Below are 23,725 nucleotides of genomic sequence, written 5' to 3' on the forward strand. Positions count from 1 at the left end.
TTGTCAAATGCGATTTATCGGTTAGATTTCAGGCATGACGGTATCCTGGACCCCGCACCGCTTCACCGGCGGCCTGCTTGCGCTCGACACGGCGAACACCGTCGTGCTGCGCGGCGATCCGGAGCGGACCTTCGACCGTTTCGATGATCCGGCCGAGATTGCCCGCTTCGCCGATGCGGCGAGCCGCTTTCGCGCCGCCGAGCTTGGCGACAGGCCGCTGGCTGCACCGTCACCGGAGACGATCGCACCCGTCGTGCTGTCGATCCGCGAGGCGACGGACCGGCTGTTTCGCGGTGCCGTGTCGACGGGCGCGGTTGTCACCACCGATCTGCCGGGGTTCCTGAGAGCCTGCGCCGAGGGTCTGGCCGGCAGCCGGACAGAGATCGGTGCGCCGGGAAGGCCGTTCGGTGATCCCCTGACGCCGATCGCCTTCGAGGCGGCGTTGGCGGTTTCGGCACTGTCGCTGCTGCGCGACGACACTGTCGCAAGGCTCAGGATCTGTCCCAACTGCACCTGGCTGTTCGTCGACAGAAGCCGCAATTCCAGCCGCCTTTGGTGCGACATGGCGGTGTGCGGCAACAGGCAGAAGGCAAGTCGTCACTATCGTCGCCGCCGCATGGCGGAAAATGAGGTCAAGGATGTCTAGAGGTCTTTCCCGTTCGATCGTTGTCGGCGCGGCACTCATTGCCGCCGTGGCGCTCGGCGCCTGCCGCGATACCGGCAACGCCGAAGGCAAGCTGTTCGAGATTTCCGGCAAGATATTCGTCTTCAACTACCGCCTCGCCAGGGCGACCTACGTGGTGACGCTGCGGCCGCTGCAGCCGATGGGAGAGGGCCAGGTCGCGATCGCCAGCTTCCAGGATCCCGCAGGTGGCGCGCCTCTGGTGGTCGAGCAAAAGGTGTGGCCAAAGCTCGACAAGGTGACGCTGGAGAGCCCGGCGCTGACCTGCGTCGTCAAGAACAAGCCCTATGCGATTGCCATCAGCATCAAGGATGCCGACGGTGCGGTTCTGCAGAAGATCGACACCACGCTGATGTCGACGGAAGACCAGTCGGTCCTGCCCGACCGGCCACTGGTCATCGACCAGCTCTATACCGCCAATCCCGATCTCGTCGGCCATCCCGACGGCAAGCTGCCGGGCGAACCGAAGCCGGATTGCTCGAAGGGCAGCTGACGCATCGCTGCCGGCCCTGGCTGCAGCTGAAATTTTCGTGCGCCGGGAAACATCCGCTGGTCGGTTTCGTGCGGGATTCGAGATGGCCACGGACTGTTCGTTGCGCGTTGCCTGGTACCTGCGATTTTGTTTGACCTGCCTTGCAAGGGGAGAAAGGATGCGTCATCCGACCCCGACGTTGGCTGCCTGCCCCCGCGCGGCCTCCGCAGAGGAAATTCCTGATGACGCTGCATGACGTCGCGCTCGACGACAAGTTCGACCTTGGAAAGGAGCGCATCTTCCTGTCCGGCGCGCAGGCGGTCATCCGCATGCTACTGATGCAGCGCGAGCGTGATCGCCGCGCCGGCCTGAACACGGCCGGCTTCGTCTCCGGCTATCGCGGTTCGCCGCTCGGCGGCCTCGACATGCAGCTGTGGAAGGCGAAGAAGCAGCTCGCTCAGGCCGACATCGTCTTCCAGCCCGGGCTCAACGAGGAGCTTGCCGCCACCGCTTGCTGGGGATCGCAGCAGACCGAATTGCTGGGCGAGGGCACCCATGACGGTGTCTTTTCGGTCTGGTACGGCAAGGGGCCGGGTGTCGATCGCTCCGGCGATGTGTTCCGCCATGCCAATCTCGCCGGCTCGTCCAGACATGGCGGTGTGCTCGCCCTGATGGGCGACGACCATATGGCCGAATCCTCGACCAATGCGCATGCCACCGAATTCCTGTTCGTCGACACGATGGTGCCGATCCTCAACCCGGCAGGCGTCCAGGAGATTATCGACTACGGGCTCTACGGCTTTGCCATGTCGCGCTTTGCCGGCACCTGGGCGGCGATCAAATGCGTCAAGGACAACATCGAATCGACGGCCTCGGTCGATGCCTCGCTCGAGCGGCTGAACATCGTCGTGCCTGAGTTCGATATGCCGCCCGGCGGTCTCAACATCCGCCACGAGATCGACATGCTCGGCCAGGAGGAGCGGCTGCATGAGCACAAGCGCGCCGCGGCCTCGGCGTTCATCCATGCCAACGGGCTGAACCGCATCGTCTATTCGGGCGGCCGCAACCCGAAAATCGGCATCATCACGCTGGGCAAGAGCTATCTCGATGTCCGCCAGGCGCTGGAGGACATCGGCATCGACGAGGCGGCCGCCAACCGCATCGGTGTGCGGCTGTTCAAGGTCGGCTGCCCCTGGCCGCTCGATCTGCATCACATCGCTGATTTTGCCCGCGGCCTCGACACCATCGTCGTCGTCGAGGAAAAGCGCTCGCTGATCGAGGTGCAGCTGCGCGAAAGCCTTTACGGCACCGCAACGCAGCCGGTCATTGTCGGCAAGAAGGATGAGCGCGGCGACTGGCTGTTCCCGGCCAAGGGTGCGCTCGACCCCAACGAGATCGCCATCGCGCTTGGCGAGAGGATCGTCAAAACCATCGGTCCGTCCGAAGAGATCTCGGCGCGGGTGGCAAAGCTGCGCCAGTTCCAGGCAATGCTGGCCGACGCCACCGACATCGGCTCGCGCACGCCGTTCTTCTGTTCCGGTTGCCCGCACAATTCGTCCACCAAGGTGCCGGACGGCTCGATCGCCGCGGCCGGCATTGGTTGCCATTTCATGGCGCTGTGGATGGACCGCAACACCGTCGGGTTCACGGCCATGGGCGGCGAGGGCGCGCAGTGGGTCGGCCAGGCGCCGTTCTCGAAGCGTGGCCACATCTTCCAGAATCTCGGCGACGGCACCTACAACCATTCCGGCACGCTGGCGATCCGCTTCGCGCTGTCGACCGACGCCAACATCACCTACAAGATTCTCTACAACGACGCCGTCGCCATGACCGGCGGCCAGCCGCACGAAGGCGGCCTGACCGTCGACATGATCGCCCGGCAGGTACGCGCGGAGGGCGTCGACCGCATCGCCATCGTCACCGATGAGCCGGACAAATATGCCGGGAAGGCTGAATTCCCGGCCGGTGCCAGCATTCATCACCGCGACGACCTGGATCTCGTCCAGCGCCAGCTGCGCGACGTCCAGGGCGTTTCCGTGCTGCTCTATGACCAGACCTGCGCCGCCGAAAAGCGCCGCCGCCGCAAGCGCGGCACATTCCCTGATCCCGACAAGCGGGTCTTCATCAACGAGCTGGTCTGCGAAGGCTGCGGCGATTGCGGCGTGCAGTCGAACTGCGTCTCGATCCAGCCGGTCGAAACCGAATTCGGCCGCAAGCGCAAGATCGACCAGTCGAGCTGCAACAAGGATTTCTCCTGCGTCAACGGCTTCTGCCCGTCCTTCGTCACCGTGCACGGCGCCAAGATCCGCAAGGCCGAGGGCCTGGCCGGCAAGGCCGATCCGCTGGAAGGCGTGCCGGTGCCGGCCGAATTCCCGCTTGGCGAGCAGGGCTGGGCAGCGATCATCGACGGCGTCGGCGGCACCGGCGTCGTCACCGTCGGTGCGGTGCTCGGCATGGCGGCGCATCTCGAGGACAAGGGCTGCGGCATGATCGACATGGCCGGCCTCGCACAGAAGGGCGGTTCGGTGTTCACCCATGTCCGCATCGCCCGCACCCCGGACGACATCCATGCCATCCGCGTCTCGGCCGGCAAGGCCGATCTCGTGCTTGGCTGCGACCTCGTCGTCTCGGGCGCCAAGAAGGTGCTGACCGCGGTGCGTGAGGGCCACACCATCTTTGTCGCCAACACCGCCGAGATCATGCCCGGCGAGTTCGCCCGTTCGGCGGATTTTTCGTTGCCGATAGAGCGGCTGAAGAAGGCGATCCGTGCAGCCGCGGGCGACGACAAGGCGCATTTCTTCGACGCCACCCGCACCGCCACAGCACTTTTCGGCAATTCGCTCGGCGCCAACATGTTCATGCTCGGCTTTGCCTTCCAGCATGGCGGCCTGCCGCTGTCGGCCGAGGCCGTCGAGAAGGCGATCGAGCTCAATGGCGAAGCCGTGGCGATGAACATCGCCGCCTTCCGCTGGGGCCGCCGCGCCGCCCATCAGCCGGATTTCGTGCACGGCCTCGTCGCCCAGCCGGGTCCAACCGTCGCTGGCAAGACCGGCCAGGCTACCGATGTCGCCGAGACGCTGGACGATATCATTGCCCGCCGGGTCGCTTTCCTGACCGCCTATCAGAATGCCGCCTATGGCAGGCGTTATGCCGAGAAACTGGCCGTTTTGCGCGCCGCCGAAACGAAGGCCGTGCCTGGTTCGACCGTGGTGTCGGAAGCTGCCGCCAGGAACCTGTTCAAGCTGATGGCGATCAAGGACGAATACGAGGTGGCGCGTCTTTACACGGACGGCTCTTTCGCCGCTGAACTGGGAAAACAGTTCCAGAGCTACGAAAAGCTCGAATTCCATCTCGCGCCGCCGATCATGGGCCGCCGCGGCAATGACGGCAGCCCTAGGAAATCGAGCTTCGGGCCCTGGATGATGAAGGGTTTTCGCCTGCTGGCGGCGATGAAGGGCCTGCGCGGCACCGCCTTCGACCTGTTCGGCTACACCGCCGAGCGGCGCATGGAGCGGCAGCTTCTTGCTCGGTACGAGGCGGATCTGGAACTCATCGCCGGATCGCTGGCCCCGGCCAGGGTCGATGCGGCGGTTGCGCTGGCATCGGTGCCAGCTCTCATTCGCGGCTATGGCCACGTCCGCCAAGCCAGCGCGGAAAAGGCCGCCGGCGAGCGCCAAAGACTGCTCGAACGCCTGTCGGGCACGCCTGCGCGGCCGAAACTTCAAGCCGCCGAATGATCGATACGCCTTGTTTACCTGAACGACAGTTTCCTCACTTTCCGTTGCGTCACCCGGCTTGACGGCGGGGGCGTGAGGGCCTCTCTAAATCTTTCTTAAGGCGGATGTGACACTGCTTGGGTCCCCAAGGGTTGGGATTCAGGCGTTGAATCTGAGAAAAAAGAACGAGATCCCGGTCGACGTCTACATTCCGTTCGTGGAAACCCTGTTTCGCGACGGGCTGACGCTTTCGATCGGATTCTTTGCCCAAACGCTGCTGGTAGTGCTGGTTTACTGGAAAACCAGGGATCCGGCCTATCTCGCGGTCACCCTCGGATTGCTGACCGTCGCCTTCCTTCGTCTTCGCAACATCAGGAAATATCGTCACGCTCCGTCGCCTCAAAATTGGGAAGAGGCGCGTCGCCGCGAGAACGACTACATACTGTACGGCTCGATGCATGGCTTCATGCTTGGTGCCTTTTGCTTTGTCGGCATCTACCTTGCCTATGACTCATTCGCGGAGATAGCTGCCGTCTGCGTGACGCTTGCCTCCGCCACGTCTATTGCTGGCCGGAACTATGGTTCGCCCAGGATGGTCGTGATCTTCATCATGACCATGACCTGGCCGATCTCGCTGGGCTTCATCCTGCGTGGCGATCCTTATCACTTCATTCTCGGCCTGCTTTCGGCGCCATTTCTTTTTGCCATCAAGCGCTTCGCCGATCTGGTCCGCGAGGTGCTTTTCGCTGCCCTGTCCGAGGAAAAGAAGGCCAATCGCATCGCCCAGCGCTTCAACCGGGCGCTCAACACCATGTCGCATGGGCTTGTCATGCTTGGCCCTGACGGCCGCGTCGCGGTGGCCAATGCCGAGGCCGCGCATCTGATGTCGCTGAAGTCGCCGGACGCGCTGCTCGGGCGGTCGATCCATGGTCTTTTGATGCGTGGCGTCGCCGGCGGCATGCTGGCGCCCAAGGATTGCCGCTATATCGAAGCTCAGCTGACCCGCGCCCTGCGCGAGGGCCGCGACCGCAAGGTGCTGGTTTCCCTCGCCAACGGCCAGCACTACGAATTCTCGGCTCGCGAAGGCAGCCAGGAGCTGGGTGTCATCACCTTCGAGGACGTCACCGCCCGTGTCGAGGCGGAAGACAAGATCCGCTTCATGGCACGCTACGACAATCTCACCGGCCTGCCCAACCGCGCCTATTTCCACGAACTTATCGGCGAGGCCATGGTATCAGGCGATCGCGACCGTCTCTGCGGCCTTGCGGTGCTTGACCTCGACGATTTCAAGAGCGTCAACGACACGCTTGGCCATCCGATCGGCGACGGCTTGATCTACGCCGTTGCCGAGCGGCTTGCCGCCATTGCCGGGCAAGGCATCACGGTCAGCCGTTTCGGCGGCGACGAGTTCATGATCTTCTTCGACCGCGTCGAGGACGAGAGCCATCTGACCAGCCAGCTCGACGAGATTTTCGCCGAACTGCAGGGGGAGGTGGACGTCGCCGGTCACGGGCTGCGCATCCAGGCCAGCGGCGGCGCGGTGCTGTCGCGGGTCAAGGACACCGATGTCGACGCCATGATCGTCAAGGCGGACCTGGCGCTCTACAAGGCCAAGGAGCTCGGCAAGAACAGCTGGCGGCTGTTCGAAGCCTCGATGGATGCCGCCTTCCGCAACCGTCAGCTGATGAAGGCGGATCTGCGCAGCGCGGTGGAAAGCAAGGGCTTGCGGGTGGTCTATCAGCCGATCGTGGCGATGAGCACCATGCGTATCGCCAGCTGCGAGGCGCTGTGCCGGTGGGACCATCCCGATCTCGGACCGGTCTCGCCCAGCATCTTCATTCCATTGGCCGAGGAAATGGGCATCATTTCCGAGATCAGCACCTTCGTGCTGCAGGCAGCCTGCGCCGAATGCGCCAAATGGCCGGACCAGACCAGCGTCTCGGTCAATCTTTCCGCCAAGGATTTCCGCAACCGCGACGTCATCCAGAAGGTTCGCGATGCGTTGGCCAGCACCGGCCTCGCGGCCGGCCGGCTCGAGATCGAGGTCACCGAAACGGCGCTGCTCGACGACAAGTCGCTGACGCGCCAGTACATCGAGGAGCTGAAGCAGATTGGCGTGCGCATCGCGCTCGACGATTTCGGCACCGGCTATTCGAGCCTGAGCTACCTGCACAAGCTGCCGCTCGACAAGATCAAGATCGACCGCTCGTTCCTGATGGACGTCACCCAGAATCCCCGTTCGCTCGAGCTGCTCAAGGGCATCGTCAACCTGTCGCGGCCGCTGGGGCTTTCGGTGACCGTCGAAGGGGTCGAGACCTTCGAGCAGCTCAAGATTCTGGCGCTGCAGGTCAAGCCCGACCTTGTCCAGGGGTTCCTTTTCGGTTCGGCGCTCAGCGCCTCCGGCATCGAGACCATGTCGACCACGGTCTGGCCCTTCGCCAAGGACATCAACACAGCCAAGAGGGCGGCGCGCCGCTGATCTACTGACAGAGAAGTGATGCTTTTTCGTAAAATTTTACGAATTGTTAACGTTAACGATGAGTAAACAACGCCTGTCCCATTTTCATCTTTACATCCCGGGGGCCTGTCGTAGGGTTGAACTGCGGCGGCAACTTACGGGGATGCACGATGGATGCGCAGTTGACAGCGCTTCGCCAAGCGGCGGGCGCGGACGGAGAAAATTCGTCCGATAGCATGTCGAGATTTGCTCGAAATGTCTCGGCAATGCTAGAACGCACAGAGTATCGCCGCTGCGACAAGGGCGAAGATCTCGAAGACATCTACAGGTTGCGCTACAAGTCCTATCGGCTGAGCGATATGGTGGTGGAAAACCCAGATCATATTGTGCATGACGAGCTCGACGAAGCCGAAAATTGCTCGAAGTTCGGCATTTACATTGACGGGGAACTGGTCAGCACGCTCCGCATCCATCATGCCTGCAGCGCGACCCCGCAATCGCCCTCAACCACGGTCTATGGTGACATCTTGCGGCCGATGCTCGCCGCCGGCGCGCATTTCACCGACCCGAGCCGCTTTGCCGCCGACCCCGACTGGTCAAAGGTCTATCCGCAGATTCCCTATCTGACGTTGCGCCTCGCCGGTATGGCTTGCTTCTATTTCGATGCACCTTACTGCCTGTCGACCATCCGGCCGGAACATGCGGGTTTCTACCGTCGCATCTACTGTTCGGAGCAGATCGGCGAGCTGCGCGACTATCCAGGCCTGAACTACAAGGTCGTGCTCTACAGGGCCAACGTCAACGCGATCCGCGAGCGCTCCTTCTCTCGGTTCCCGTTCTTCCGCTCGACATCTATGGAGCAGCGCATGCTGTTCGAGACGCCTGGTGCGGGCGAACTGGCGCCGCTGACCATCCTGCCAACGGCAAAGTATTTTCGCGAAGCCGCTTGAGGCCACGCGATTTTTGGCGAATGCCTGGAGCTTTCCGGCCGGATTCGCGTTCTGATGACGGCGGGGCGTTGCCCCCCGGCGTCTCCATTTCGACGGATTTGTCAAAAGGAACCCGACATGACCATTTCCACGCTTGCGCTCACCCCGCTCATCTCGCTGATCGCCGGCGTGCTGATCCTCGTGATGCCAAGGCTGTTGAACTACATCGTCGCGCTCTATCTGATCGTCGTCGGACTGCTCGGGCTTTTCCCGCATCTTGTCGGCTGACAGCGCCGTTTGAGGCGGCGCCAGCGTTCGCCTAGACCGCTTTCGGAGGATCTTTCCGATCAGGCACCCGGATCCGGGGCGGATTCCAGCGCGCGTCGGCAGCCGGCTTCAATTTTCCTTTGAGGCAGTTGTCGGCTGCGATGCGGCAATAGCGCCATTGCTCTCGGCCCGGCTTTTCGCTATGTGCCTGAAAGATGTCTTCGAAGGGGTATTCCTATGGCTGATCACTCGCCGACCGGTCCTGTCGAACTGGGCGCGAAGATGGACTATGCAGAGCATGACCGCACCTATGCGGGCTTCCTCGCACTGGCCAAGTATGGATCGCTTTTCTGCGGAGCCCTGCTTCTGGCGATGGCCTTCGGCTTCTTCGCGGGCGGCTTCTTCTCGGCGACCATCCTGTTCGTGCTGATTTTGGCCGTCGGCGCCTTTATCCTCCGATAGATTTTTCCGACACCTTGTCCATGGCGCCGCCGCGAGGCCGGCCGGCGTCTTGCGGGAAACAGCTTCCGGCCGAAAGGATCATGCGGTGGGACAGACGGTTTTCATCCCTCGTGAACTCGATGCCAACGAGCCGCGCGTCGCGGCCTCGCCCGATACGGTGAAACGGTTGGCGGCGCTGGGCTTCGACGTCGTTGTCGAGGCGGGTGCCGGTCTGAATTCACGCATCGTCGATGCCGATTATGCGAGCGCCGGCGCCGCCATCGGCAAGGCTTCAGATGTCGCCAAGGCCGATGTGGTGCTGAAGGTGCGTCGGCCCAGTGATGCCGAACTGAAGAGCTACAAGCCCGGTACGGCGGTCATCGCCATCATGGATCCCTACGGCAATGATGCCGCCGTTGCAGCTCTTGCCAAGGCCGGCGTCACCGCCTTTTCGATGGAATTCATGCCGCGCATCACCCGCGCCCAGTCGATGGACGTGCTGTCTAGCCAAGCCAATCTTGCCGGCTACCAGGCGGTGATCGACGGCGCTTCGGAATATGATCGCGCATTGCCGATGATGATGACAGCGGCGGGCACGGTGCCGGCGGCAAAGGTCTTCATCATGGGCGTCGGCGTTGCCGGCCTGCAGGCGATCGCCACCGCGCGCCGGCTTGGTGCGGTCGTCACCGCCACCGACGTTCGTCCCGCCGCCAAGGAACAGGTCGCCTCGCTCGGCGCAAAGTTCCTCGCGGTCGAGGACGAGGAATTCAAGGCGGCCGAAACGGCTGGCGGCTACGCCAAGGAAATGTCGAAGGAATACCAGGCCAAGCAGGCGGCACTCACATCAGAGCATATCGCCAAGCAGGACATCGTCATCACCACGGCGCTGATCCCGGGCCGGCCAGCACCGAAACTGGTGTCGGCGGCCATGGTCGCCTCGATGAAGCCGGGTTCGGTGCTCGTCGATCTGGCGGTCGAACGCGGCGGCAATGTCGAGGGCGCGGAAGCCGGCAAGGTCGTCACCACCGCCAACAACGTCAAGATCGTCGGCCATCTCAATGTGCCCGGTCGCATCGCCGCGTCGGCCTCGCTGCTTTACGCCAGGAACCTGTTTGCCTTCCTCGAAACGCTGGTCGACAAGACGACCAAGACGCTTGCCATCAATCGCGATGACGATCTGGTCAAGGCAACGATGCTGACCGATGGCGGCAAGGTGGTTCATCCAGCCTTCGCCAAGGCCGACCAGCAGCCGCGTGTCGAGCCGGCCGCGATCCCGGCCACCACTATGGTCGCCGACGCTTCAGTCAAACCTGCCACTGCAAAGAAGGCCGCGCCCAAGAAGGCGGCCGCACCCAAGTCGCCCTCGTCGAAGCCGAAAGGGATCGCGTGATGGACCAGACCCTGCAGAAAGCCCTCGACCAGCTCGACCAGGCCTCCGCCGCAGTTCGGCTGGCAGTGCACAATATGGCGACCATGCCCGGTGGCGCCGATGCGGCGGGTGACGCCGCGCATGCGCTCTCCGGCGGCGCCATCGATCCCTTCGTCTTCCGCTTCGCCATCTTCGTGCTGGCGATCTTCGTCGGCTATTACGTCGTCTGGTCGGTGACGCCGGCGCTGCACACACCGCTGATGGCCGTCACCAACGCCATCTCGTCTGTCATCGTCGTCGGCGCACTGCTGGCCGTCGGCATCGCCGCTTCCGGCATCGCCGCCGGCTTCGGCTTCGTCGCGCTGATGCTGGTGTCGGTCAATATCTTCGGCGGCTTCCTCGTCACCCAGCGCATGCTGGCCATGTACAAGAAGAAGGACAAGTAGAGCGCCATGAACGCCAACTTCGCGTCCTTCCTCTATCTGGTCTCCGGCGTCCTGTTCATCATGGCGTTGCGCGGCCTGTCGCATCCGACCACCAGTCGGCAGGGCAATCTCTACGGCATGATCGGCATGGGCATCGCCATCGCCACCACACTGGCGCTAGCGACCCCGTCCGCTGGCCGTTTCGGCTTGATCGTGCTCGGCCTTGCCATTGGCGGCGGCGTCGGTGCGGTCACCGCGCGCCGCATCGCCATGACCTCGATGCCACAGTTGGTCGCTGCTTTCCACTCGCTGGTCGGCCTCGCCGCCGTCATGGTGGCGGCAGCCGCCATCTATGCCCCGGAAAGCTTTGGCATCGGCACGGATGGCGACATCCACGCCCAGGCCCTGATCGAGATGAGCCTTGGCGTTGCCATCGGCGCCATCACCTTCACCGGCTCGGTCATCGCCTTCCTCAAGCTCGATGGCCGCATGTCGGGCAAGCCGATCATGATCGGCGGCCGTCACTTCATCAACGCAGCACTTGCCATCGCGCTCGTCGTCTTGATCGTGCTGCTGGTCACCACCGAGTCCAAGCTGGTGTTCTGGCTGATCGTTGCCGCCTCGCTGGTGCTTGGCATACTCTTGATCATCCCGATCGGCGGCGCGGACATGCCGGTCGTCGTCTCGATGCTCAACTCCTATTCGGGCTGGGCGGCGGCGGCCCTCGGCTTCACGCTCGGCAATCTGGCGCTGATCATCACCGGCGCGCTGGTCGGCTCATCCGGCGCGATCCTGTCCTACATCATGTGCAAGGGCATGAACCGCTCCTTCATCTCGGTCATCCTCGGCGGCTTCGGCGGCGAGACGGCTGCTGCGGCCGATGACGGCATTGAGCGTACGGTCAAGCAGGGCTCGGCCGACGACGCCGCCTATCTGATGATGAACGCGCAGAAGGTCATCATCGTGCCCGGCTATGGCATGGCGGTTGCCCAGGCGCAGCACGCGCTGCGCGAAATGGCCGACAAGCTCAAGGCCAATGGCGTCGACGTCAAATACGCCATTCACCCGGTCGCCGGCCGCATGCCCGGCCACATGAACGTGCTGCTCGCCGAAGCCAACGTGCCTTATGACGAAGTATTCGAACTCGAGGACATCAACTCCGAATTCGCGCAGGCCGATGTCGCCTATGTCATCGGCGCCAACGACGTCACCAACCCGTCCGCGCGCGACGACAAGTCGTCGCCGATCTACGGCATGCCGATCCTCGACGTCGACAAGGCCCGCACCTGCCTGTTCGTCAAGCGCTCGCTCGGCTCCGGCTATGCCGGCATCGACAACACGCTGTTCTACAAGGACGGCACCATGATGCTGCTCGGCGACGCCAAGAAGATGACCGAGGAAATCGTCAAGGCCATGGATCACTGATAGGCGATCAGCACTGAGACAAGAAACGCCCGGCTTCGCGCCGGGCTTTTTCTTGGCTGACAGCGGTTTCAAGGCTACGATGACGACGTCCCGTCTCACCGACGGGATTGTCGTCAACGGAGACGCTGATGCCCGATCCCGTCGCATCGCCGGTCACCGCAAAAGCACCGCACAAGCTGAGCCAGGCGGTGGTGATCGTGCATGGCATGGGCGAACAGCGGCCGATGGATACGTTGCGCGGCTTTGTCCAGGCTGTCTGGAGCCATGATCCCAGCCGCGCGCCGTTTTATGCCCATGTCGCCGATCCCGCCGATCCCACCGGCGCGAAGATCAACCAGAGCTGGATCACCCCCGACAGCCGGACAAATTCATACGAACTTCGCCGCATCACCACGCCTTACGATGTCGAAGGCCGTCGCACCGATTTCTACGAGCTCTACTGGGCCGACATCACGCAGGGCACGACGCGGGGGCGGCTTGCCGCCTGGGTGACAAACCTGCTGTGGCGCAAGCTCGCCGACATTCCGCGCGACGCCCGCAAGCTCTATCTCGTCACTCTTCTGGCCGTCGTCGTCGTCCTGTGCGCGATGCTCGCGCTCGCGACCTCGGTTTGGCAGCACTATATCTCCTGGGCCGCCGCTCTGTTCGTCACCATCCTGGCCTCGTTCATCATCTGGGCGGTGGACCGGTTTGGCCTTCCCTATTTCGGCGATGTCGCGGCCTATGTGCGCGCCGAAGCGGCAACGGTCGAGAAGCGCGCGCTGATCCGCGACCGCGGCCTGAGGCTGCTGAAGCGTCTAATGATGGACGACAGCTACGACCGGATCGTGCTGGTCTCGCACAGCCTTGGGTCGATGATCGCCTATGACCTGCTGCAGATATTGTGGGCCGATTTCAGGCCCCGAAAACTAGAGGCCATCCGCGACAAGGCGAAACTGAAGGCGATTCACGCTATCGACAAGGCGACGCTTGTTGCCGACGGTTCGGCTTGGCCCGGCAGCCTGGACGATCTCGCCGGCTTCCGGCGCGATCAGTGGGAGCTCTACCGGCAGCTGCGCACTGGCGATGCCGACCATCGGCCCTGGAAGATCAGCGATTTCGTCACGCTTGGCAGTCCGCTGACCCACAGCGAATTTCTGGTGACGTACAATCTCGCCGAATTCAGGCGCGGCATTGCCGAGCGGCTGTTCTCGGCGTGCCCGCCGATTGCCGAAGGGGCAGCGGCTGGCGGCACCGTGCTCTATCAGGAAGGCCGCAACCGTTCGGGCAAGCCGCAGCGCGCCGTGCATCATGGTGCGGTGTTTGCGGCGACGCGCTGGACCAACATCTTCGACCGGGGCAATGGCTGGCTTACGGGCGATCCGATCTCCGGGCCGATGGCGGAAAATTTCGGTCCGGGTGTGGAGAATATCCAGGTCGAGCTGCGCGGCTCACTTGGTCGCGTCTTCACCCACACGCTGTACTGGTCGTTGGCGGCGACCGGTGTCGAAGTCGCAGCCGGCGCTCGCTCGCATCTTGCCGTGCTGCGCGACGCTGTCGACCTTGGCCGCAAACTGGAGCCGAGCCAGGCGGAAGCGCCGGCTATGACTTCCGAAAAATGAGAACGGCGAACGGGATCGATACTCCACGCGCCGCCTGGCAATTCAAACAGAAAATCCACCCCGGGGCTTTGGCCCGGAGTGGATCGATCTGCTTCAGGTCCAGATCAGCGGCTGGTCAGGAACACCGCTTCTTCATCATCGCGCTGCCTGCCGCCGAGAGCGGCTGCCGCACTGGCGATGAAGGCGCCGATCACCAGCGACAAGGCACCGAGCAAGGCAAAAGTCGCGCTGCCCTTCCTGGCGGTGTCGGCGGCCTGCTGTGCCTTGACCTTGGCGTCCTGGACCTTGGCGACTAGGGCATCGACACGTGCCTTGGCGTCGGCCTCGGAGAGGCCGGTGCGGGCGGCGACCAGTTGCGACAGATAGGTCCTGTCGTCGGCCGAGATTTCGCCTGCCGCGGCACTGGCGACCAGGATACGCGAGGCTTGCCCGATCGCGGCCGCATCGCCGTCTGGACTGACCGCCGTGAGCTTGCTCGGATCAGCCGGACGAAACAGCGAGTCCACCAAGTAGGACGTCGCATTGTCAGCAGCAGCGCCACCGGCATTGGCGGATGCACCGGCCGACGCACCCATGGCGGCGCCCGACGCCACGGTCGAGACTGCCTGCACGCCTGAACCCACCGCAGCGGAAAGCGCCGAGCCCAGGACACCGACGACGATCAGGGTGGCCAGCGCCCAGGCCAAAAAGCCGTGGGCAGTGTCACGGAAATAGACCTCGTCGGTGTGGATGCCGACCCATTTCGTGCGCAGGCGTCCGGCAAGGTAGCCTCCGACACCGGAGGACAGCCATTGCACGATGACCAGCCAGATCGCGGTAGAGACCGCGAAGGTCGTGACCGACGCGCCGGAGCCAGACCAGGGTGACACCATGCTCAGCCCAAGGCCTGAACCAAGCAGCATGAGGATGAAGGTCAACGTCGAGGCCGCGAAGGCGCCGGCGATGATCGGTCCCCAACTGACGGCAGTAGTAGAGGATTCTGTTGAAGTGGAAACGTCGACAGCCGATAGAGTGGACTGCATGAGTTCCCCCTATCGTACGAAAAGCATGATCAGAATGATGATTGGAATCGGGATTCCGAGCAACCAGAGCAAAATGCCACGTCCCATGAAAGCCTCCTGTGAGAAATTGTGATCGATGTTGTCACAATGTCCCGAGGGGACTTCCGTTCCGGCGGGTTATAAAATGATTTTGTTTGCCATGGATGGAACAATTGGCGCGCCGCGGCGCGCCAATGTCAGAGACTATCGAGATCAGATATCCAGATTGGCGACCGACAGCGCGTTGTCCTGGATGAACTCACGCCTGGGCTCGACCTCGTCGCCCATCAGCCGCGAAAACAGACTATCCGCATCCGTCGCGTCATTGACCTTGACCTGCAGCAGCGAGCGCACGTTCGGATCGAGCGTGGTTTCCCAGAGCTGTTCGGCGTTCATCTCGCCGAGACCCTTGTAGCGCTGCATGGTCAGGCCCTTGCGCCCGGTCGCGAAGACCGCGTTGAGCAGCGCCATCGGTCCCGAGATGGTCTCCGAGACATCCTTGCGGCGCAGCACCGGTGGCTCGCCATAGACTTCCGTAAGGCGCGGCGCATAGCGGTCGAGCTGACGTGCATCGGCCGAATTGATCAGCCCCAGATCGAGATGCGCGTATTCCTTGACGCTGCGCACCGTGCGCTCGAACACATAGCCGCCAATGCCCTCGTTCGAGGTCGACATCCGACCGGTCCAGCCGCGTTCGGTGTCCTCGGCGATGATGTCGAGACGCTTGGCGATGCGCTCGGCCATAGCATTGGCCTGGGCGAGATCGGTAAAGACGTCCGGGTTGAGGCCGCCAGCGATCGCCGCCTGTTCGACCACGCCCCTGTTGTAGCGCGTGTGCAGGCCGTTGATCAGCTGGCGCACCGCCAGCGCGTCGTCGATGGCGCCGCGCAGGTCCTGTCCGATGCGAACCTCGCCCGAGCCGAGCGTAAGCGATGCTTCCTCCAGTCCCGAGCCGATCAGGAATTCCTCGAAGGCGCTCTCGTCCTTGATGTATTGCGAACTCTTGCCGCGCGTCACTTTGTAGAGCGGCGGCTGGGCGATGTAGAGATGGCCGCGTTCGATCAGCTCCGGCATCTGCCGGAAGAAGAAGGTGAGCAGCAAGGTTCTGATATGGGCGCCGTCGACGTCGGCGTCGGTCATCAGGATGATCTTGTGGTAGCGCAATTTGTCGGCGTTGAATTCGTCCTTGCCGATCGAGGTGCCGAGCGCGGTGATCAGTGTGCCGATCATCTCGGATCCGAGCATGCGGTCGAAACGTGCCCGCTCGACATTGAGGATCTTGCCACGCAGCGGAAGGATGGCCTGGTTCTGGCGCGAACGGCCGCCTTTGGCCGAGCCGCCGGCGGAGTCACCCTCGACGATGAAGATCTCGGATTTCGCCGGGTCGCGTTCCTGGCAGTCGGCCAGCTTGCCGGGCAATGAGGTGATGCCGAGCGAACTCTTGCGGGTGATGTCGCGGGCCTTGCGTGCCGCCTCGCGCGCCGCGGCAGCCTGGATCACCTTGTCGATCACCACCTTGCCTTCGGCCGGATGTTCCTCGAGCCAGGTGCCGAGAGCCTCGTTGACCAGTCCTTCAACCACCGGGCGGACCTCGGACGAGACCAGCTTGTCCTTGGTCTGCGAGGAGAATTTCGGGTCGGGAACCTTGACCGACAGCACTGCCGTCAGGCCTTCGCGGCAATCGTCGCCGATCAGCCCCACCTTTTCCCTCTTGGTCAGTCCGGAGGATTCGCCATAGCCGGTGATCTGGCGTGTCAGCGCGCCGCGGAAACCGGCCAGATGGGTACCGCCATCGCGTTGCGGGATGTTGTTGGTGAAGGCCAGCACGTTCTCGTGGTAGCTGTCGTTCCACCACATCGCCACTTCGACGGTGATGCCGTCGCGCTCGGCCTTGATGGCGATCGGCTTGTCGATCAGCGGTTTCTTGACCCGGTCGAGATATTTGACGAACTCTTCCAGCCCGCCATCATAGTGCAGTTCATGGCGCACGATGTCGGCATGACGGGCATCGGTCAAAATGATGCGCACGCCGGAATTCAGGAAGGCGAGCTCGCGCAGCCGGTGTTCCAGCGTGCCGAAATCGAACTCGACCATGGTGAAGGTCTCGGACGACGGGAAGAAGGTGATCTCGCTGCCGCTGCGCCCTTCATAGGTGCCGGGCTGCTTGTCCTGCTCATAGCTGCCGGTGGCCTTCAGCGGCGCGTCGGCATTGCCATGCGTGAAGCTCATCTCGAAGATCTGGCCGTTGCGGCGAATCCTCAGCTTCAGCCAAGCCGAAAGCGCATTGACCACCGAGACGCCGACGCCATGCAGGCCGCCCGAGACCTTGTAGGAGTTCTGGTCGAACTTGCCGCCCGCATGCAGCTGCGTCATGATTACTTCGGCCGCCGAAATGCCTTCTCCGGTGTGGATATCGGTCGGAATGCCGCGGCCATTGTCGATCACGGTGACCGAACCGTCGGGGTTGAGCGTCACGGTGACGAGGTCGGCGTGACCCGCCAGCGCCTCGTCGATGGCGTTGTCGACCACCTCATAGACCATGTGGTGCAGGCCCGAACCGTCGTCAGTATCGCCGATATACATGCCGGGGCGTTTGCGGACAGCATCCAACCCCTTCAAAACCTTGATGGAATCGGCGCCGTATTCGGCTTCAGCGCCGTTGTTGTTGTCGATCTGATCGCTCATGAAAACCTGTTGTCTGGATGCCGCTCGCACGGCGCTAAAAATCGGCCCCGAATCGCGCCTCTGATATGCATTAGATATAGGCGCTAAAGGCGGTTTTTCCAAGGTTTGCGAGCATTTCGGGGGCGAACGCCCAGCCGGCAGCCGGCTATTTTTTTCGGCCGCCGAATTTGGCGAGAAGGCCGCGCAAATACTTGATCGTGGATTTGTCTCTCGGCGCCAGCCGACCCGTGCGGTCGAGCTCCAGCGTCAGGTTAAGCGCCTTGGTCAGCACCGCCTTCGGATCCTTCGCCACATAGGCGTAGTTGATGTAGGCCTGTACCAGATCAAATTGCCAGATCGCATTGTCCGGATCGGACTGGGCCAGTTGCTGGCGGATGCCGAGGCTGGTTTCGAAGGCTTTCCTGGAGCCCTCGAAGTGGCGCTGCTTGGTCTCCAGCATGCCGATTTCCGAGAGCGTGATCGACAGATCGCGTTGCCAGTCGGAATTGGCTGGGTCGAGCTTGGCCAGACGGTCGGCAATGGCAAGACTGTCCTGATAGTTTTGCAGTGCGCCGCTGATATCGCCCTGGACACCAAGCACACCGGCGACCTTTTCCAGACAAACCGACAGAACCCGCTGCCAGTTTGTGTTGCCAGGATCAGTGGCGGCGAGTTCACGCGCTATATCAAGCGCTTGCTGATAGGAAGCCAGTGCCGGCGACCAGCTCTTCCGGTCGCTTAGCGCATTGCCGGCCTTGGCGTAACCGATCGACAGGTCGCGCTTCAAGTCGGTATCGTTGGGGTCGCGGCGCACCAGCTCTTCGGCGATCGCCTGGCTCTTTTTGTAGGCCACGAGTGCACCGGCGGGGTCGCCGCGCTCGCGCAGCACGTCACCGATCCTTTCATGGCTGACGGAGACAGCGCGCTGGCGCTCGGGATCATCGGGTTTGTTCTCGGCCAGCGCCAGCCGAATTCTCAGGCTCTCTTCAAATGCCGTCTGGGCGCTATCCAGCTGTCCGGCGGTGCGGGCAAGGTCGCCGATTTCATCATAGGTGATGGTCAGATCGCGCAGCAGATAGGCGCGGTCTGGCTCCGCATCGGCCAATTGCTGCTTGATCGACAGGCTTTGCTGATAGGCTTGGGCGGCCGCGCCAACATCGCCTTGCGTCGCCAGCACGTTGCCGATCTTGTCATTGGCCATGGCCAGATCGCCAAGCCAGTCTTTCTTGTCCGGCAGGCTTGCGGTCAGACCCTGCAGCACGTCCCTGGCGGCCTCGTAGTTTTCCAGGGAGGCCGGCAGGTCGCCTTGGGCCATCTTGATGTTGGCGAGCTTGATATGGCTGATGGCGAGATCGCGTTTGACGCTGGGATCGGTTTCCTGACGCGACCGCTGCTCGAGGTTTGCCAAAAGGGCCGTGAAGGCGCGGCCGGCTGCGTCGACATTGCCGACCGTCGTATAGAGGATGCCGAGCTCCTCCAGTGTGCGGCTCTGGCGGTCGGCCTGTTCCAGGCTGAGCGAGGTCTGCCCGGCCTCGCCATAGAGCGACAGCACGGTCTCGTAGCCCTTGATGGCTGCCGCATAGTTGAGGTCGGCGCGCGATGCGCCCGCCGACAGGAACAGCGTTGCGGCCTGCGATAGCGTGCGGTCGACAAAATTCACCTTCAGCGCCTTGCGCGACACGTCGTCGATATCGACCGCTTCCGCCAGTTTTGCCTGTGCCGCGCCGAAGGCGCCCAGGGCCAGCTGCTCCTCGGCCTGCCGACGCAGTTCCGTCACACGTGGATCGTCGGCGGCCAGCGTCTTCATCTCGCCGCGCACCTTGACGAAAGCGTCCGCCGCCTCGCGCAGGCTGGCGTCCAGGCTCTCGGCGGAAAGGTGCTTGGTGTCGAGACCGATCAGCGCGCCATAAAGCGGCGCCAGCGGCATGTCGGCGTCACTGGCGATCTGCTCCACCTTGCCGCGCATTTCGGGCGTCACATCGGCCATGGCGAGCAACAGGCGCTCGCGCTCGGGCAAGTCCTGCCTGGCCTTCGCGGCAAAGAAGAGTTGCGGCAGGGCGCTCTCGACATAAGGCAGCTGTTTTCCACGCGACAGGTCATAGACCTCCTGCTGCACCAGTGTCAGCACCGAGCGGATTTCGAGCCCGTCGGTGCCGAGATATTTGGTCAGCGCCGTCGTGAACGGCGAGTTCTGGCCGGTTCCGTCGGCGGCCGTCTCACCCGGTGCGGCGGAAAAGGCAAACAGGATGTTTTCGGCGCGGCCAGTCCGGCCGAGACCCGGCCGAACTTTTTCCGCGACATCCTTTGCCAGCGATGTCGCACCTCGACCTTCGCCCACCGTGCCCGAAAACGGATCGCTGCGGCAGGCGTCGAGCATGATCAGGCCGACCTTGGCCGTGGCGGCCACGGTGTCGCGCACCTCCTCCAGCGGCAGGCTGGTTTTCTCCAGCGCATCGAGCGAGGAAGCGTCGGCATCGACCGGCAGCAGCCGGTTGTCGCCCGAGATTTCCACGCCGTGGCCGGAGAAATAGACCAGCGCCACGTCGGCGCCTTTGGCATCCTGGCGAAAATCGTCGAGCGCGCGGCGCATGCGCCGCAGGTCGCGATTGGTTTCGAGGACAACCTCGAAGCCGAGCTTCTTCAGCACCGCTCCCATTGCTTCGCCGTCATGGACCGGATTGGCAAGCGGCCGGATCAGGCGGTAGTCGTCGTCGGCGATGACCAAGGCCACGCGCCGCTCGGCCGCCACGGTGGCGGTGGTCGTGAGCATCAGCAGCAAGGCAAGAAGCAAACGCAAGTCGAACCGCCCCCCGGCTTGTTCATTTGCGCGAACATTCCACCTCTTTATGGCATGAGCAAGTCGGGCTTTTGCCGGAAAACCAGCGCTTTCAGGCGGCCCGCATCGGCTTCAGAGCCTCGCTCCAGCGCAACAGCTCGTCGAGCATGGTTTTGGCTCCGCCCTGCACCTGTTCGCTGGCGTTGAAAGCGCCGTTCACGTCGAGCAGTTTCTGATACATCGGCAGCGCGACGCCTTCCGAGATCGGCATGACACCCACCGAGGTCAGCAGCGGCTTCAGCGCTTGCGCCGCACGCAGGCCGCCGGAGACGCCGCCATAGCTGAAAATGGCGGCGGCTTTGTACTTCCATTCGCGCGAGAGATAGTCGATCGCGTTGACGATCGCCGGCGCCACGAAATAGTTGTATTCCGGCGCCACGAACACGAAGGCATCGGCGGCGTCGATCGCCTTGGACCAGGCCTTGGTATGGTCGTTCTGGTAGTTGCCGAGCCTTGGATGGTGCGGTTCGTCCAGCACCGGAAGCTTGAACGTATCGATGTCGGTCAGTACCGGCTCGAACTTTCCATGCTCGCGCGCGAACCTCTCCAGCCACTCGGCGAAAACCGGTCCGGCGCGGCCTGGCCGCGTGCTGCCGATGATGATGTTCAACTGGTGCTTCAAGGCGGGCTCCTGCGGTGGCGGTATCTATTGGTGACTGCCACCTAAGGCATGCCGCTCGGGGCAACAAGAAGGCACTTCGCGGTAACCGGTCACATTCCGGAGAGCAGGGGCCCGGAAAGCAGGGGCCCGGAGAGCAGGGGCTTTGCCGTTCGGTCACATGGACGCCTGCTTTGCGGCCCACTACATTGGGTCATCAGCGGAGCACAGCATGGACATCCAGCCCGCCCCTTTCGTCCCGCCGGCGCCGAAGCCGCGCACGACGCCGCCCTCGACGCTGGAGATGATCCGCATCGTCTACCGCAACCCGCTCGAACTGTGGGGCGAGCATACCTACAACGAGCCCTGGATTTCGGCGAATGGCGTTGGCGGACATCTGATCGTCGCCAACGATCCAGGCCTGATCCGCCACGTGCTGGTCGACAACGCCAGGAACTACAAGATGGCGACGGTGCGCCAGAAGATCCTGCGGCCGATCCTTCGCGACGGCCTGCTGACCGCCGAGGGCGAAGTCTGGAAGCGGTCGCGCAAGGCGATGGCGCCGGTGTTCACGCCGCGCCACATTTTCGGCTTCGCCCAGCCGATGCTCAGGCGCACGCAGGAGTTCGTCACCCGCTACGAAGACGGCGGTACGTCAGACATCGCCCATGACATGACGCTGCTCACCTATGACATCCTGGCCGAGACGCTTTTTTCCGGCGAGATCGCTGGCGAGCCGGGCAGTTTCGCCAACGAGATCGACCGCCTGTTCGAGACCATGGGCCGCGTCGACCCGCTCGACCTGTTGCGCGCGCCCGACTGGCTGCCGCGTCTCACCCGCATCCGCGGTCGCAAGACCATGGCCTATTTCCGCAAGATCGTCACCGACACGGTCAAGATGCGCGAAGGGAAATTCAAACGCGACCCCGATGCCGTGCCGCAGGATTTCCTGACGCTGCTGCTCAAGGCCGAAGGGCCGGAGGGACTGACGCGGGCCGAGGTCGAGGACAACATCATCACCTTCATCGGCGCCGGCCATGAGACGACCGCGCGCGCTCTCGGCTGGACGCTCTATTGCCTTGCGGAATCGCCGTGGGAGCGCAACCGGGTCGAACAGGAGATCGACCGGGTGCTGGCGCGCGAGCCCGATCCGACGAAATGGCTGGACGCCATGCCGTTTACGCGTGCGGCCTTCGACGAAGCGCTCAGGCTCTATCCGCCGGCACCGTCGATCAACCGCGAGCCGATCGAGCCGGAAATGTGGAAGGATCTTTATATCCCCAAGCACGCCGCGGTGCTGGTGATGCCATGGGTCGTGCATCGCCACAGGAAACTGTGGGACCGGCCGAATGCCTTCCTGCCGGAACGCTTCCATCCAGGAAATCGCGAAAAGATCGACCGTTTCCAGTATCTGCCGTTTGGTGCTGGCCCACGCGTCTGCATCGGCGCCAGCTTCGCCATGCAGGAGGCGATCATCGCGCTGGCGATCATGCTGTCGCGCTTCCGCTTCGACACCACCGCCGAAACCAAGCCCTGGCCGGTACAGAAACTGACCACCCAGCCGCAAGGCGGTCTACCGATGCAGGTCACGCCCCGCCAGGTGCGCTGATATTCAGGTGATGCCGGCCTGCGAACGATGGCTTCCTGCGCTTCCGGTACTCACGTACCAAAAGTACGCTCCGTTCCGGTTCTCGGAATCCACCGGTCTCGGCTCGGCCTGACCTGAATCTCAACACACCTTCAAGCTGTGGTAATGAATTAAGCCGCAGGCTTGCGCTGCTGGAACTGTCCGGCGGCGCGGTAGCGCCAGAGGTAGCTAGGCAGGATCGTCGCGATCGATTGCGGCTGGATGCCGAGCCCGGCGAGTGTCCGGTTAGCCTTGGCGGCCGCGTCCGAAACGATGTTGTGTTCGCGCAGCTGCATCACCTGGTCCTTGGTCAGCAGCGGATTGGGCAAGAGGCCGAGGATCGAGGCCTGGATATTGGCCACCCACCACGGCACCGGCACCAGCAGGCGCTTGCGCTCGATCACCTCAAGCATCTCTTCCATGCACTCCTTGAAAGTGAGCACCTTCGGCCCGCCGAGCTCATAGATCTGGCCGCCATCGACCTTGCCGTCGACCGAGCGCGCCACCGCTTCGGCGACGTCGCCGACATAGACCGGCTGGAACTTGGTCTGGCCGCCGCCGATCAGCGGCAGCACCGGCGAATAGCGTGCCATGTTGGCGAAGCGGTTGAAGAAGCCGTCCTCGGGCCCGAAATTGATCGACGGCCGGAAGATGACGGCGTCCTTGATCGTCTCCAGCACGGCCTTTTCGCCAAGCGCCTTGGTGCGCGCGTAGTCCGATTCGGAGTTCGCATCCGCGCCCAGCGCCGAGACATGGGTGAGGCCGGCGCCGACGGCACGAGCCGCTTCGGCCACCGCACGGGCACCGAACTCGTGGACGGCGGGGAATTTCTGCCGGCCGCTTTCATGCAGGATGGCGACGAGATTGACGACGTGATCTGCGCCCTGCACAGCACGGTCGACAGACCAGCGCATGCGCACATTGGCCTGCACCGGCTGGATCTGGCCGACATTGCCAAGCGGCTGCAGATGCCCGGCGAGATCGGGCCGCCGGCAGGCGACGCGGATGCGATAGCCGCGCTTGGCCAGCGCGCGCACCACATGGCGTCCGACAAAGCCTGATCCGCCAAAGACGACGACGAGCTTTGGGGTCTGCAGGATTTCGGTCATGGCTGGCTCCGGCGCTCGCAAGCTTGGCTGAAGCCGTTTCATAATCCGTTTCGCGCCAAAGGCAAA

17 protein-coding genes are annotated in these 23,725 nt (G+C 63.2%); 12 read left to right on the forward strand and 5 right to left on the reverse strand.

What is annotated here, in order from left to right:
- Window positions 1-34: 34 nt before the first annotated feature.
- The 11 genes from C8D77_RS17250 to C8D77_RS17300 all read left to right on the forward strand — a co-directional run bounded on the left by C8D77_RS17250 (window position 35) and on the right by C8D77_RS17300 (window position 13,785).
- Window positions 35-646 (forward strand): CGNR zinc finger domain-containing protein, encoded by a 612-nt coding sequence (locus C8D77_RS17250; protein ID WP_109665696.1) that lies wholly within the window; start codon window positions 35-37, stop codon window positions 644-646.
- Window positions 639-1,175 (forward strand): hypothetical protein, encoded by a 537-nt coding sequence (locus C8D77_RS17255; RefSeq protein WP_109665700.1) that lies wholly within the window; start codon window positions 639-641, stop codon window positions 1,173-1,175. The genes C8D77_RS17250 and C8D77_RS17255 overlap by 8 nt, the downstream gene beginning before the upstream one ends.
- A 221-nt stretch (window positions 1,176-1,396) precedes the next feature.
- Complete coding sequence (locus tag C8D77_RS17260; protein ID WP_109665704.1) at window positions 1,397-4,891, forward strand: indolepyruvate ferredoxin oxidoreductase family protein; 3,495 nt, start codon at window positions 1,397-1,399, stop codon at window positions 4,889-4,891.
- A gap of 145 nt (window positions 4,892-5,036) precedes the next feature.
- A complete protein-coding gene (locus C8D77_RS17265; protein ID WP_109665708.1) occupies window positions 5,037-7,349 on the forward strand; it encodes a putative bifunctional diguanylate cyclase/phosphodiesterase in 2,313 nt (770 codons plus the stop codon).
- A gap of 149 nt (window positions 7,350-7,498) precedes the next feature.
- Window positions 7,499-8,278 carry an N-acyl amino acid synthase FeeM domain-containing protein gene (locus C8D77_RS17270; RefSeq protein ID WP_109665710.1) on the forward strand — a complete coding sequence of 260 codons (780 nt, stop codon included), beginning with the start codon at window positions 7,499-7,501 and terminating at the stop codon, window positions 8,276-8,278.
- A gap of 117 nt (window positions 8,279-8,395) precedes the next feature.
- A complete protein-coding gene (locus C8D77_RS17275; protein WP_109665714.1) occupies window positions 8,396-8,545 on the forward strand; it encodes a DUF3096 domain-containing protein in 150 nt (49 codons plus the stop codon).
- A 216-nt stretch (window positions 8,546-8,761) separates the two neighbouring features.
- Window positions 8,762-8,986, forward strand: a complete 225-nt coding sequence (locus C8D77_RS17280; RefSeq protein WP_013528204.1) for an aa3-type cytochrome c oxidase subunit IV — start codon at window positions 8,762-8,764, stop codon at window positions 8,984-8,986.
- Window positions 8,987-9,071: 85 nt separating this feature from the next.
- Complete coding sequence (locus C8D77_RS17285; RefSeq protein ID WP_109665718.1) at window positions 9,072-10,355, forward strand: Re/Si-specific NAD(P)(+) transhydrogenase subunit alpha; 1,284 nt, start codon at window positions 9,072-9,074, stop codon at window positions 10,353-10,355.
- The gene (locus C8D77_RS17290) at window positions 10,355-10,780 is read left to right on the forward strand and encodes a proton-translocating transhydrogenase family protein (protein WP_109665722.1); all 426 of its coding nucleotides are present in this window, start codon (window positions 10,355-10,357) and stop codon (window positions 10,778-10,780) included. The genes C8D77_RS17285 and C8D77_RS17290 overlap by 1 nt, the downstream gene beginning before the upstream one ends.
- Window positions 10,781-10,786: 6 nt before the next feature.
- Entirely contained in the window at window positions 10,787-12,184 is a 1,398-nt protein-coding gene (locus C8D77_RS17295; RefSeq protein WP_109665727.1) for an NAD(P)(+) transhydrogenase (Re/Si-specific) subunit beta, read from the forward strand.
- A gap of 128 nt (window positions 12,185-12,312) precedes the next feature.
- Window positions 12,313-13,785 (forward strand): hypothetical protein, encoded by a 1,473-nt coding sequence (locus C8D77_RS17300; protein ID WP_109665732.1) that lies wholly within the window; start codon window positions 12,313-12,315, stop codon window positions 13,783-13,785.
- A gap of 104 nt (window positions 13,786-13,889) precedes the next feature.
- On the opposite strand, the gene C8D77_RS17305 is transcribed toward C8D77_RS17300, so the two are convergent.
- From C8D77_RS17305 to C8D77_RS17320, 4 genes are all read right to left on the reverse strand, one after another.
- Window positions 13,890-14,807, reverse strand: a complete 918-nt coding sequence (locus C8D77_RS17305; protein ID WP_109665737.1) for a hypothetical protein — start codon at window positions 14,805-14,807, stop codon at window positions 13,890-13,892.
- Window positions 14,808-15,038: 231 nt separating this feature from the next.
- Window positions 15,039-17,510: a DNA topoisomerase (ATP-hydrolyzing) subunit B gene (gene gyrB / locus C8D77_RS17310; protein ID WP_109665740.1), complete on the reverse strand. Its 2,472-nt coding sequence runs from the start codon at window positions 17,508-17,510 to the stop codon at window positions 15,039-15,041.
- A 145-nt stretch (window positions 17,511-17,655) separates the two neighbouring features.
- Window positions 17,656-20,286, reverse strand: coding sequence for a caspase family protein (locus C8D77_RS17315; RefSeq protein WP_245951803.1), 2,631 nt, complete (start codon window positions 20,284-20,286; stop codon window positions 17,656-17,658).
- Between the two features lie 91 nt (window positions 20,287-20,377).
- The gene (locus C8D77_RS17320) at window positions 20,378-20,947 is read right to left on the reverse strand and encodes an NADPH-dependent FMN reductase (protein ID WP_109665745.1); all 570 of its coding nucleotides are present in this window, start codon (window positions 20,945-20,947) and stop codon (window positions 20,378-20,380) included.
- Window positions 20,948-21,155: 208 nt separating this feature from the next.
- Between C8D77_RS17320 and C8D77_RS17325 the strand changes: the two genes are divergently transcribed.
- Window positions 21,156-22,532: a cytochrome P450 gene (locus tag C8D77_RS17325; protein WP_109665750.1), complete on the forward strand. Its 1,377-nt coding sequence runs from the start codon at window positions 21,156-21,158 to the stop codon at window positions 22,530-22,532.
- A 149-nt stretch (window positions 22,533-22,681) separates the two neighbouring features.
- Here C8D77_RS17325 and C8D77_RS17330 read toward each other — a convergent pair whose 3' ends face one another.
- Window positions 22,682-23,659, reverse strand: a complete 978-nt coding sequence (locus C8D77_RS17330) for a complex I NDUFA9 subunit family protein (protein ID WP_109665755.1) — start codon at window positions 23,657-23,659, stop codon at window positions 22,682-22,684.
- Between the last annotated feature and the right edge of the window lie 66 nt (window positions 23,660-23,725).

The organism is Mesorhizobium loti (assembly GCF_003148495.1).
Classification (GTDB): Bacteria; Pseudomonadota; Alphaproteobacteria; order Rhizobiales; family Rhizobiaceae; genus Mesorhizobium; species Mesorhizobium loti.

Excerpts from the sequence above, each read along its gene's own strand:
- C8D77_RS17255 (WP_109665700.1), top strand. The coding sequence starts at position 639 with ATGTCTAGAGGTCTTTCCCGTTCGATCGTTGTCGGCGCGGCACTCATT.
- C8D77_RS17330 (WP_109665755.1), bottom strand. The coding sequence starts at position 23,659 with ATGACCGAAATCCTGCAGACCCCAAAGCTCGTCGTCGTCTTTGGCGGA.
- C8D77_RS17260 (WP_109665704.1), top strand. The coding sequence starts at position 1,397 with ATGACGCTGCATGACGTCGCGCTCGACGACAAGTTCGACCTTGGAAAG.
- C8D77_RS17300 (WP_109665732.1), top strand. The coding sequence starts at position 12,313 with ATGCCCGATCCCGTCGCATCGCCGGTCACCGCAAAAGCACCGCACAAG.
- C8D77_RS17270 (WP_109665710.1), top strand. The coding sequence starts at position 7,499 with ATGGATGCGCAGTTGACAGCGCTTCGCCAAGCGGCGGGCGCGGACGGA.
- C8D77_RS17305 (WP_109665737.1), bottom strand. The coding sequence starts at position 14,807 with ATGCAGTCCACTCTATCGGCTGTCGACGTTTCCACTTCAACAGAATCC.
- gyrB (WP_109665740.1), bottom strand. The coding sequence starts at position 17,510 with ATGAGCGATCAGATCGACAACAACAACGGCGCTGAAGCCGAATACGGC.
- C8D77_RS17280 (WP_013528204.1), top strand. The coding sequence starts at position 8,762 with ATGGCTGATCACTCGCCGACCGGTCCTGTCGAACTGGGCGCGAAGATG.
- C8D77_RS17275 (WP_109665714.1), top strand. The coding sequence starts at position 8,396 with ATGACCATTTCCACGCTTGCGCTCACCCCGCTCATCTCGCTGATCGCC.
- C8D77_RS17250 (WP_109665696.1), top strand. The coding sequence starts at position 35 with ATGACGGTATCCTGGACCCCGCACCGCTTCACCGGCGGCCTGCTTGCG.
- C8D77_RS17295 (WP_109665727.1), top strand. The coding sequence starts at position 10,787 with ATGAACGCCAACTTCGCGTCCTTCCTCTATCTGGTCTCCGGCGTCCTG.
- C8D77_RS17290 (WP_109665722.1), top strand. The coding sequence starts at position 10,355 with ATGGACCAGACCCTGCAGAAAGCCCTCGACCAGCTCGACCAGGCCTCC.
- C8D77_RS17325 (WP_109665750.1), top strand. The coding sequence starts at position 21,156 with ATGGACATCCAGCCCGCCCCTTTCGTCCCGCCGGCGCCGAAGCCGCGC.